This is a genomic window from Moorena sp. SIO3E8 (assembly GCF_010692445.1).
GTDB lineage: Bacteria > Cyanobacteriota > Cyanobacteriia > Cyanobacteriales > Coleofasciculaceae > Moorena > Moorena bouillonii.
The window spans coordinates 1-10,939 of the sequence record NZ_JAAHHM010000040.1; the positions used below are offsets into that span (position 1 = coordinate 1).

12 protein-coding genes are annotated in these 10,939 nt (G+C 42.6%); 10 read left to right on the forward strand and 2 right to left on the reverse strand.

Annotated elements, in window-relative coordinates:
* Positions 1-228 precede the first annotated feature (228 nt).
* The gene (locus F6K46_RS18195; protein ID WP_293061740.1) at positions 229-420 is read left to right on the forward strand and encodes a hypothetical protein; all 192 of its coding nucleotides are present in this window, start codon (positions 229-231) and stop codon (positions 418-420) included.
* 427 nt (positions 421-847) lie between these two features.
* On the forward strand, positions 848-1,438 hold the full coding sequence (locus tag F6K46_RS18200; RefSeq protein ID WP_293061742.1) for a Uma2 family endonuclease: 591 nt from the start codon (positions 848-850) through the stop codon (positions 1,436-1,438).
* Here F6K46_RS18200 and F6K46_RS18205 read toward each other — a convergent pair.
* Positions 1,435-1,602 (reverse strand): hypothetical protein, encoded by a 168-nt coding sequence (locus F6K46_RS18205; RefSeq protein WP_293061744.1) that lies wholly within the window; start codon positions 1,600-1,602, stop codon positions 1,435-1,437. The genes F6K46_RS18200 and F6K46_RS18205 overlap by 4 nt on opposite strands.
* Here F6K46_RS18205 and F6K46_RS18210 point away from each other — a divergent pair.
* The 3 genes from F6K46_RS18210 (at position 1,596) to F6K46_RS18220 (ending at position 3,615) form a co-directional block, all read left to right on the forward strand.
* Positions 1,596-1,772, forward strand: coding sequence for a hypothetical protein (locus tag F6K46_RS18210; RefSeq protein WP_293061746.1), 177 nt, complete (start codon positions 1,596-1,598; stop codon positions 1,770-1,772). The two genes, F6K46_RS18205 and F6K46_RS18210, sit on opposite strands and share 7 nt — an antisense overlap.
* A complete protein-coding gene (locus tag F6K46_RS18215) occupies positions 1,705-2,460 on the forward strand; it encodes an MBL fold metallo-hydrolase (RefSeq protein ID WP_293061749.1) in 756 nt (251 codons plus the stop codon). Before F6K46_RS18210 ends, F6K46_RS18215 begins: the two co-directional genes overlap by 68 nt.
* A gap of 363 nt (positions 2,461-2,823) precedes the next feature.
* Positions 2,824-3,615, forward strand: coding sequence for a glutathione S-transferase family protein (locus F6K46_RS18220; RefSeq protein WP_293061751.1), 792 nt, complete (start codon positions 2,824-2,826; stop codon positions 3,613-3,615).
* Between the two features lie 171 nt (positions 3,616-3,786).
* Here F6K46_RS18220 and F6K46_RS18225 read toward each other — a convergent pair whose 3' ends face one another.
* Complete coding sequence (locus tag F6K46_RS18225) at positions 3,787-3,909, reverse strand: hypothetical protein (protein ID WP_293061754.1); 123 nt, start codon at positions 3,907-3,909, stop codon at positions 3,787-3,789.
* A 43-nt stretch (positions 3,910-3,952) separates the two neighbouring features.
* Between F6K46_RS18225 and F6K46_RS18230 the strand changes: the two genes are divergently transcribed.
* From F6K46_RS18230 to F6K46_RS40180, 5 genes are all read left to right on the forward strand, one after another.
* Positions 3,953-5,662, forward strand: a complete 1,710-nt coding sequence (locus tag F6K46_RS18230) for an ATP-binding protein (protein ID WP_293061814.1) — start codon at positions 3,953-3,955, stop codon at positions 5,660-5,662.
* 396 nt (positions 5,663-6,058) lie between these two features.
* Positions 6,059-6,901 (forward strand): prohibitin family protein, encoded by an 843-nt coding sequence (locus F6K46_RS18235; protein WP_293061758.1) that lies wholly within the window; start codon positions 6,059-6,061, stop codon positions 6,899-6,901.
* 273 nt (positions 6,902-7,174) lie between these two features.
* On the forward strand, positions 7,175-9,106 hold the full coding sequence (locus F6K46_RS18240; protein WP_293061760.1) for an ABC-F family ATP-binding cassette domain-containing protein: 1,932 nt from the start codon (positions 7,175-7,177) through the stop codon (positions 9,104-9,106).
* 516 nt (positions 9,107-9,622) lie between these two features.
* Positions 9,623-9,757 carry a hypothetical protein gene (locus F6K46_RS18245; RefSeq protein WP_293061762.1) on the forward strand — a complete coding sequence of 45 codons (135 nt, stop codon included), beginning with the start codon at positions 9,623-9,625 and terminating at the stop codon, positions 9,755-9,757.
* 754 nt (positions 9,758-10,511) lie between these two features.
* A partial coding sequence (locus F6K46_RS40180; protein ID WP_366664717.1) for an SdrD B-like domain-containing protein occupies positions 10,512-10,939 on the forward strand: 428 nt, incomplete at its 3' end.

Below are 10,939 nucleotides of genomic sequence, written 5' to 3' on the forward strand. Positions count from 1 at the left end.
CTTTTTTTGAGAAGACATCATGCCCTCAGCTGGTTCACTGTTACCGTGCTCATTGCATCCTCAAGGGATGGGGGTTAGGCATAGCCTAGTTGTGAAGAGTGTAATCGGATGAGCTGAGCATCGAGTGGGTCAGCGGTTCATCCTTCTGTTTCACCATTATCCGCAGCTGCTCAAGCATTTCTACCGCGCTGCACTAGGTTCCCCCCATGAAAGGAGACACTCTACATTATGACTTATTCTCATCGCCTACACCCCTGGGCCATCGTTCGCCTGTTACCAAAGATGCAGCGAGTTGTTGTTGGTCGCTTTCGCAATCGTTCTGATGCGGAAGGGCATTTAAAGGCTCTGAAACGATTAATGCCGGATGCTCAATTCATCATTGTTTTTGATCTAGGCGATCTTCCTAGGGAAGAAATGTAGAATTAAGAATGTAGAATGTAGAATTAAGAATGGAGAATTAAGAATTAAGAATTAAGAATGGAGAATTGAGAATTAAGAATTGATAATTGAGAATTAAGAATTGATAATTAAGAGGTTGTCTGAGAAGTCTCATTGGCTACATATAAGCCCCCTAAATCCCCCAAGTTTGGGGGACTTATACCAGCCAATTGATTCTTGTTCCCCCCAGAATTGGGGGGCTAGGGGGGCAAAATTCAGTATCAAAAAACTTTTCAGATATCCTCTAAGACGGCAGAATTTACAATTCTCAATTCTTCATTATTCCTTATTCATTCTTCCTTCTCAATTCTTCATTATTCCTTATCAATTATTCCTTATCAATTCTTCCTTCTTCATTATTACTTCTCAATTCTTCATTCTAAATGAGAAATTATCAAAGGAAAGCACTATGCTATTACAAGACAAAAAACGCTATTACACAGCAGACGAATATTTAGAACTAGAAGAAGCTGCTGATTATAAAAGTGACTATCGGGATGGAGAAATTGTACCGATGGCTGGAGGCACTACAAATCATAATAAAATTGCTCTCAATTTTGCAGCTAACTTGAAGTTTGCCTTAAAAGGACAAGACTACGATATTTATATCGGTGATGTGCGCTTGTGGATACCTGATTATCGCCAGTATACCTATCCTGATCTTATGGTAATTAAGGGGAAACCCATCTATACCGGAAAAGGTAAGACTACTGTCATGAATCCCTTGCTAATTGTTGAAGTCTTATCTAAATCTACCAGAAACTATGACCAAGGAGAAAAATTTCTCTACTATCGATCAATTCCCCAATTCAAAGAATATATATTGATAGACCAAGCCAGATATCATGTGATTCAACATACCAAAACCAGTGAAGGACAATGGTTACTCACTGAGCAAACCGCAGAAAATGGAATTTTGGAATTAAGTACTATCGACTTTAAACTTAACTTTAGTGATATTTACGAAGGCGTTAATTTTGAAGAGGATGATGAAGGTTAGAAAGTTGAAAGTTGAGGGTTGTTCGCGTAGCGTGGCCAATAGGCCAAGGTTAGAAAGTTGTTCGCGTAGCGTGGCCAATAGGCCAAGGTTGTAAGCTTGTAAGGTTGTAAGTTGTTCGCGTAGCGTGGCCAATAGGCCAAGGTTGTAAGCTTGTAAGTTGTCAAGTTGCCTCTTGCCTCTTGCCTCTTGCCTGCTCCCTGCTCCCTGCTCCCTGCTCCCTAAAACCAAAAAATTTGTACCTCACCTAATTGACAACAGCTATACATATGTATCTCACCCATTTCGGCGCAAACAGCTGGCTACTGGAACTCCCAGAGCAACGGATTCTGATTGACCCCTGGTTAGTAGGTTCATTGGTCTTTGGCAACCAACCTTGGTTCTTTAAAGGGGACAAACCCGAAGCACTTAACAGCATTCCCGATAAAATTGACCTAATTTTGCTCTCCCAAGGCTTAGAAGACCACGCCCATACCCCAACCTTGGAAAAATTAGACAAAACTATTCCAGTGGTGGCCTCTACTAGTGCAGCAAAGGTAGTCAAACAGCTAGGTTATACCCAGGTAACTACCCTTACTGCTGGTGAAACCGTTGCGTTAGGAGATCACATAGAAATCCGAGCCTTGCCAGGAGCACCCATTGGTCCATTCCAGCAGGAAAATGCCTATCTGATCAAGCAGTTGGATAGTGGTAAAAGTCTTTACTACGAACCTCATGGCTATCCCCCTGCTGAAGTCAAGGATTATGCCCCAGTTGATATCGTGATTAGCCCAGCGGTGACCTTAGAATTACCGTTACTAGGGCCAGTCATTCAAGGCCATAAAACAGCACTGCAGTTGGCGCAATGGTTACAACCCCAAGTCTTTCTGCCCACAGCAGCCGATGAAATTGTAGAGTATCAAGGGGTTTTGGCTTCTGTGCTGCGGGAAGTGGGGAGTCTCGAAGAATTGCGATCGCAACTCCTCCAGCAGAACCTGCCTACCAAAGTCATCACTCCCAAACTAGGGGTTTCGTTGGAGTTATAGGAAGGGAATCGGGAATCGGGAGTGGGGAATCGGGAATCGGGAATCGGGAATCGGGAATCGGGAATCGGGAATCGGGAGTGGGGAATCGGGAACAGGGAACAGGGAACAGGGAACAGGGAATAGTTAAAAAATCCTGTGTACCTGATTAGATTAGAAAGCGCTATACTTTCCTGATCTCCCACACTCCACATCTCCCCATCTCCCCATTTCCCCATCTCCCCATCTTCCCACACCCCACACCCCACACCCCACACCCCACACCCCACTCTCCACACCCCACACCCCACACCCCACACCCTTGTCTCTTCATCTGAAAGCGCTAAAGTATCATAGTGTCCCACATCAACAGCGAGAAGATCCAAAATGCTGGAGTTGTATCAATTTGAACTGTCCCAATACTCAGAGAAAGTACGACTGATTCTGGATTACAAAGAGCTGGACTATCGCAAAATTGAGGTAACCCCAGGAGTAGGACAGTTAGAACTATTCCAACTGTCTGGTCAAAGTAAGGTACCAGTGCTAAAAGATGGGGATACCGTGATTAGCGATTCCACTGCGATCGCAATGTATTTAGATCGCAAATATCCCGACAAACCCATCATCCCTACCGATTCCAAAGAACGAGGACTCTGCTTACTGATCGAAGAATGGGCAGATGAATCCATTGGTACCAAGAGCCGGAAAGTGGTCTATGGCGCATTGAGCCAAAATCCCGACTTCCGCAAATCCGTCTTACCGAACCAAACCCCTGATGTGCTCAAAACAGTAGTTGGTTCGGTACCCTCGGAATTTTTAGATATTCTAGGGTTTGGTGTCGGTTGTGGCACTGATGCCGTCAAGGAAGCCAAAGATGGTCTCAAGCAAGACCTAGAAGCCTTGAGTCTGTTACTCCTGGATAGTCCTTATCTAGTCAGCAACTCCCCTTGCTTAGCAGATTTTGCCGTAGCTGGTTTAAGTCTGCTCCTGAAATTCCCCGATGGGAATTATCTCGATATCCCCCAGCAATATAAAGGTCAAGGGATTCCTGGCTTTGCCGATAGTAACCTCTATGAAACCTTTTTTGCTTGGCGCGATCGCATTTATGCTGATTATCGCAAACCCTTAGTTTCCAATACTCCCAGCGATTCTCAACCCACATCAATTGATATCGAGTAATCATAATTGACCGTAAGCAGTCAGCGGTCAGCTATCAGCTATCAGCTGATAGCTGATAGCACCTCAAGTAGCACCTCAAGTAGCGCATTAGCTGATAGCTGAAAATTCTTCAGGTCGGACATTTCAAACTATCTTAATTTATAGTTAAATTTATTTAATTCTCGATTTAGGCTAGCTAATCTCTAAAGAAAAATAATTCAATGACTCCCTTGAATCGTTAACTCTGTTTAAAAACTTTTCCCGACTCCCGACTCCCGACTCCCGACTCCCGACTCCCGACTCCCGACTCCCCATAACCCAAATGATTTAGGATTGCAATAGTCCTAGAATTATGGTAATGGATTTAAGTCAACCTTTAGGTTCAGTTATTCAAGGCTCTCTGTCTGCTGGATTGGAAGTGCGATTACACCCCGATGTCTCCGTAGAAGATATGCGGGTGGGGAAATTTCTGGTGGTTCAGGGAATGCGATCGCGTTTCTTCTGTATGCTCACCGATGTATCTTTGGGAACCTCCAGTCAGCGGATTCTGGTTAATCCTCCTAATCCCAATGATGACTTTCTACGGGATGTACTCGCAGGTAGTGGCACCTACGGTACGATTAATCTAACCCCCATGCTAATGTTTACGCCACAAAAGTCCCAATCACAACAGTCAGTGGAACTAAATGGAAAAAGTCCCTTAGGCTCCTTTCAAGCTCAAAGTAGCGAAGAGATGGAATTGTTACCAGTAAAAACAATTCCCAGCCACTTTTCTCAAGTCTTCGATGCTAGTGAACGGGATTTTCGGGCAGTCTTTGGCTCAGAAGATGACCCCCATCGCCGGAATTTTTCCGTTGGTCAACCCCTTGACATGGAAGTACCCATATGCATTGACTTGGATCGGTTTGTGGAACGGAGTAACGGGGTTTTTGGTAAATCTGGCACTGGTAAATCTTTTCTAACTCGGCTACTGCTATCTGGGATTATCCGTAGGCAAGCAGCAGTAAATTTAATTTTTGATATGCACTCGGAATATGGCTGGGAAGCCGTATCGGAAGGGAAACAATTTAGTACAGTCAAAGGATTGCGCCAGCTTTTTCCATCCCAGGTACAAGTTTATACCCTCGACCCAGAATCCACCAGACGACGAGGGATTCGGGATGCCCAAGAGCTTTATCTAAGTTATGACCAGATTGAAGTAGAAGATATTAACCTAGTCCGAGGAGAGTTAAATCTTTCTGAAGCTAGTCTAGAAAATGCCATTATTTTACGCAATGAATTTGGCAAATCCTGGATTGTACAATTGTTATCCATGACCAATGAAGAAATCCAGGAATTTTGCGAAGTAAAACGAGGCAACAAATCCTCAATTATGGCATTACAGCGCAAATTAAGCCGATTGGATGAATTAAAATATATCCGCAGTGCTTGTCCCCATAATTATGTCAAGCGAATTTTAGAATCTCTCGATGCCGGGAAGCATGTTGTCGTAGAATTTGGTTCCCAATCCAACATGCTTTCCTATATGTTAGCTACTAATTTAATTACCCGTCGTATTCATAGCAGTTATGTCAGAAAAGCCGAGATATTTTTGCAGTCAAAAAATGCCAGCGATCGCCCCCGTCCCCTAGTGATTACCATTGAAGAAGCCCACCGTTTCCTAGATCCAGCCACAGTAAGGCAAACAATTTTTGGGATTATTGCCCGTGAAATGCGCAAGTATTTTGTAACCTTGTTAGTCGTAGACCAGCGTCCTTCTGGCATTGATAACGAAGTCATGTCTCAAATTGGAACTCGGATTACTTGTTTACTAAATGATGATAAAGATATTGAAGCAATTTTTACTGGGGTGTCTGGTGGCCAAAGTTTGCGTTCGGTCTTAGCTAAGTTAGATTCTAAACAACAAGCCTTAATTTTAGGACATGCAGTACCAATGCCAGTCGTAGTCAAGACTCGTGCTTACGATCAACAATTTTATCAGGAAATTGGGGAGCTAGATTGGCAACAAAAGTCCGATCAAGAGGTATTTTTAGCAGCCCAATTAGCTAGGGAAGATATAGGGTTTTGAGATCAGCGGTCAGTGGTCAGCGGTCAGTGGTCAGCTATCAGTGGTCAGTAGTCAGTAGTCAGTAGTCAGTGGTCAGTGGTCAGTGGTCAGTGGTCAGTGGTCAGTGGTCAGCCGTTGGCCTTTGGCACCTCAACTAGCGTGGCACCTCAACTAGCGTGGCACAGGCTAGAAGTCTGTGACCCATAAGCTAAAAGCTGATCACTGATAGCTGATAGCTGATAGCTGATAGCTGATAGCTGATAGCTGATAGCTGATAGCTGATAGACGAACTTTTCTAGTATGCTGAAGATATGATCCCATAAGGGTTACGAGACGTGGCAAATGCCCGATCTGGTAACATCAGGGCTTAATTCCCCTGTGATTCATCCGGGGGAGAATTTAAAAGGAGATTAAAACTTGAGGAACCAAAATCCACAAAATTGGCAATCTTTAGTCGGGGGGATTATCGCAGCATTAGTTATTCTCCTCACCTTTAATTGTTTTGTAATCATTAATCCTGGTCAGGCTGGAGTCCTTAGTATTTTGGGTAAAGCTAGAGATGGCGCTCTGCTTGAGGGTCTCCACTTCAAACTGCCCTTCGTCTCTATAGTCGATGTGTATGATGTCACCGTACAGAAGTTTGAAGTCCCAGCCCAGAGTTCCACAAAGGATCTTCAGGATTTGACCGCTCGATTTGCCATCAACTTCCGCCTCGATCCCAGTCAAGTGGTTAGCATCAGGCGAAAACAAGGAACTCTACAGAATCTAGTGGCCACAATTATTGCCCCTCAGACTCAAGAGTCATTTAAAATTGCTGCCGCACTTCGTACTGCTGAAGAATCCATTACTCAACGGAGTCAGTTAAAGGAAGATTTTGATAAGGCTTTGGGCGAAAGGTTAGCCAAGTATGATGTCCAAGTATTGGATACTAGTGTCATTGACCTGAATTTTTCTAGGGAATTTGCCAAGGCAGTTGAAGAAAAACAGGTAGCTGAACAACAAGCCCAACGAGCTGTCTATATAGCACAGCAGGCTGAGCAAGAAGCTCAAGCAGAAATTAATCGCGCTCAGGGTAAAGCAGAAGCTCAACGACTTTTGGCCGAAACCCTCAAAGCTCAAGGGGGTGAACTGGTGCTCCAGAAAGAAGCGATCGCAGCTTGGCGAGAAGGTGGGGCTCAGATGCCTAAAGTTCTAGTTATTGGTGGTGATAGGAATAGCAGTGTTCCCTTTATCTTTGACCTAAACAACGTACCTCAATAGCATCAAAATGTCAATAAAATTATCAAAAACTCTTTAATTTAATGCTAGTTACTAGTGGGACGTTTGATAGTTTGCAGTTGAGTATTAGTAGTTAAATTACAACTACAAAAACCCGTTTTCTATCTAGAAAGCGGGTTTTTTAAAAATAAATTTATAGCAGTCGAAGTAAAGCTTAAGACATATTTATTTTACCTGTTACCTACTCCCTACTCCCTATTCCCTATTCCCTACTCCCTACTCCCTACTCCCTACTCCCTTTCCTATAAATTTTTCATGAGTATTTTCACCCTACAATCCGTTCGCAAAGACTTTGGGATTAAAGAAATCCTCAAAGAAGCTACCTTTAGTCTAGATCCTATGGATAAAGTTGGTTTAATTGGCACTAATGGTTCAGGCAAATCGACCCTATTAAAAATAATTGCTGGTCTTGAGCCCATTGATGCTGGTCAACTCTCCATTAATCCCAAAACTAAAATTGTTTACTTACCCCAACAACCAGACTTAGATGACAATCATACCGTTTTAGAGCAAGTGTTTGCTGATAGTGGTCAGCAGATGACTCTGATTCGTGAGTATGAAGAACTTTCCCAGAAATTAGCTCACAATCCCGAGGATAACCAACTGCTAGCACAGCTATCAAGTGTAACCCAGCAGATGGATGCCACAGGAGCTTGGGAACTAGAAACAAAGGCAAAAATTATTCTAAGTAAATTAGGAATAGTTGATTTTGATGCTCCCATTGGTCAGTTGTCTGGTGGCTATCGTAAACGGATTGCATTAGCAGCCGCCTTGCTAGCGGAACCAGAAGTATTGTTAATGGATGAGCCCACAAACCATCTCGATGCCATGTCCGTAGAGTGGTTACAGAGTTACCTAAATAGTTATCGTGGAGCAATCTTACTGATTACTCACGACCGCTATTTTCTAGACCAGGTCACCAACCGCATTATCGAAATTGACCGGGGAGACCTGTATACTTACTCTGGCAACTATTCCTACTATTTAGAGAAAAAAGCCTTAGCTGAAGAATCAGCCATCAGTACTCAACGGAAACATCAAGGGGTATTGCGCCGAGAGTTAGAATGGCTCAAACGGGGTCCAAAGGCTCGCAGTACCAAGCAAAAAGCTCGAATTGACCGTATTCACGACATGCAAGCCAAAGAGTTTAAACAAGCTCAGGGTAAAGTAGAAATTTCTACCCCTGGTCGTCGAATTGGCAAGAAAGTAATTGAGTTAGACAATGTTTCTAAAGGCTATGACGGTAGAATTATGGTCAAAGATTTTACCTACGAATTTAGTCCCGATGACCGAGTTGGCATCATAGGTGGGAATGGGGTAGGGAAATCTACCCTAATGGATATTATTACTGCACGCATTCAGCCCGATTCTGGTAACGTTGAAATTGGGTCTACCATTTATATCGGTTACTTTGACCAGCATTCAGAAGATTTGCTCGAAGCTCTTAATCAAAATCAGCGAGTAATTGATTACCTAAAAGACGTAGCAGAGTATGTCACAACCGCTGATGGTACATTAATTACTGCCTCACAGATGCTGGAGCGTTTCTTATTTCCTCCCAACCAACAGTATGCACCAATTCATAAGCTTTCCGGAGGAGAGAAACGTCGCTTGTTTCTGTTACAAGTACTGATGAGTTCTCCCAATGTACTTATTCTTGACGAGCCCACCAATGATTTAGATGTACAAACTCTAGCTGTACTGGAGGAGTATCTAGAAGGGTTTAATGGTTGTGTGATTATTGTCTCCCACGACCGCTATTTCCTAGACCGCACCGTCGATAAAATCTTTGCCTTTGAATCTGAGGGTAACATACGTCAGTATCCTGGTAATTATTCCCTTTATATCGATAAAAAGCGAGAAGAAGAGGCAAAACTAGCCCAACAGATGGCTCAGACTCAAAGTAAAAAGCCTGAATCCTCTAAGGTCGAGGCCTCCACAAAAAAATCATCCAGTAATAACAAACCCCGTCGGCTGTCTAATTGGGAAAGGCGGGAATTCGAGAAACTCGAAAGTCAGATTCCCCAACTGGAAGCTCAGAAAGCTGAGTTGGAGAAAACCCTATATCAATCCCCTCCCAAAAATACCAGTGAAGTCCAGAAACTTTATCAGACCTTAGAGGCGTTGACTCAAGAAATTGATACAGCAACTGAGCGTTGGATGGAGTTGGCCGAACGGGAATCTTAAATCACTACCGTTGCGATTGGCCTATGGCCACGCTACCCTTTACCCTAGGTCACCCGGGGCGCGTTCCCATAACTTAGATCACCATCGCTGTAATTCTACCGTTGCGCTCCTACCGTTCCATACGCATAATTAAGCTAACAACCCTTGTGATTGGCCGTTCGGGCAGCGTCGGGCTTTGCCCGAAAGGCGACGCTAACCGACCCATAATTGAGCTAACTACCGTTGAGTAAGCATAATCTATACCATAATCTATAAGAACCATCTCAGGGGGTGACAAGCTAATTAAAAATCTTACAGGGGTTAGGTTAATGGGGTTAGGTGAAGCGTGAAGATTGCCCTTACGGGATGGATTGATTAAAACTATCATTGACGTTGTATGGTTAAAATTGCTTCAATTGCTGGCAAATACAAATGACTCCGATGGGCTCATTTTACCCAACACCTAAAACCTAAAACCTAACACCTATCTAGGTTTGAGCTTTCTTGTCACCCCGTGAGAAAAACCATAAATCAATAGTGATCATTTTTGATGCCATATTCCCGACTCCCGACTCCCGACTCCCGACTCCCGACTCCCGACTCCCGACTCCCTCGCATAATTTTTCCAAAAACTTATACATTATCGAAACACCAATATATACATATAGCTGAAATACTAAATATAGCAGTTGAGTGGTAAAACCCTTAATGTTACCCCTTACTCAATCCCTATTTCCGTTTTTGCACAGTTACTTTAATGTGATGGGTGCATCTCAATGCATTCATTGAGATGCACCCTAGATACCCTAAGCCAATTGTTAAAATTTTTATTCCCTGCTCCTTGCTCCCTGTTCCCTTTGGTATAGACATAATTGAAAATTAAACAAATTAATAAATAAGGCACTAAGCAGGCGCACAAAATTAATTACACATTTTTAACAACTCAAAGCCTTACAATGTAAGGTTTATAGAAATTGCGAGTAGGTAATTAATTCTGTGTAGGTGCTTATAAGTAGAGGCGTTCCATGGAACGCCTTTCTTTATGTTTTTTTTATTATGAATAATTACTTATGCTCCTATGGTTGGATTAATGTGTCGTATTCAAAGAAATTGTAATGGTTTTAATCAAGTATAAGCTCAGTTTAAAGTTTCTGTGAATTATCCCCAAACTATAGTAATTGGTATTGACACCCATGGTCATCTTTTTCTACCATTGAGTAAATTAACCCCACAGCAATAATATAATCTTCTCTCACAATAAAATCACAATTACTGATTTTATTGGAATCAATAAACTACAGCAATAATAATCAAACTACCAATCAATACAACTATATAGTTGCCAGATTACTCAATAGTGTAATAGGCAAATACGATAAACAAAGTTAATTCACTTCAGTCAATCAATCCTAATAAATTTAAAATAATGACATTCTTTCATAACCGCCAACAAACCACAAACAGATTCCTACAATCCAGAAATTTTCAGGGTAATTATTTCCAGGGCAACATTGGTAGATTTGGCTTTGGTAGATTTGACTTTGGTGATCGCTGGTTTAATAATCATGGACATAACTGCTTTGACCTTGACGAACCTAGACGCTCTTTGAACTTCAATCCTGTCAATCACCAAACTGGTGAAATCGGCAACAAAGTCTGGCTTGATGCTAATGGTAATGGCATTTTTGATCAAGGAGAAACAGGAGTTGAAGGCGTTAAGGTTACTTTGACCGGGGCTGGTAACGATGGCATCTTTGGCACTAGCGATGATATCACCAAGGTCAGAACCACTAATTACAACGGTCACTTCAAGTTTAAAAACCTTGCTGCGGGGGACTACAAACTCACTTTCTC

Coding starts and splice junctions, on each gene's coding strand:
- F6K46_RS18195 (WP_293061740.1), top strand. CDS start 229: ATGACTTATTCTCATCGCCTACACCCCTGGGCCATCGTTCGCCTGTTA.
- F6K46_RS18200 (WP_293061742.1), top strand. CDS start 848: ATGCTATTACAAGACAAAAAACGCTATTACACAGCAGACGAATATTTA.
- F6K46_RS18215 (WP_293061749.1), top strand. CDS start 1,705: ATGTATCTCACCCATTTCGGCGCAAACAGCTGGCTACTGGAACTCCCA.
- F6K46_RS18220 (WP_293061751.1), top strand. CDS start 2,824: ATGCTGGAGTTGTATCAATTTGAACTGTCCCAATACTCAGAGAAAGTA.
- F6K46_RS18225 (WP_293061754.1), bottom strand. CDS start 3,909: ATGGGGAGTCGGGAGTCGGGAGTCGGGAGTCGGGAGTCGGGAGTCGGG.
- F6K46_RS18230 (WP_293061814.1), top strand. CDS start 3,953: ATGGATTTAAGTCAACCTTTAGGTTCAGTTATTCAAGGCTCTCTGTCT.
- F6K46_RS18240 (WP_293061760.1), top strand. CDS start 7,175: ATGAGTATTTTCACCCTACAATCCGTTCGCAAAGACTTTGGGATTAAA.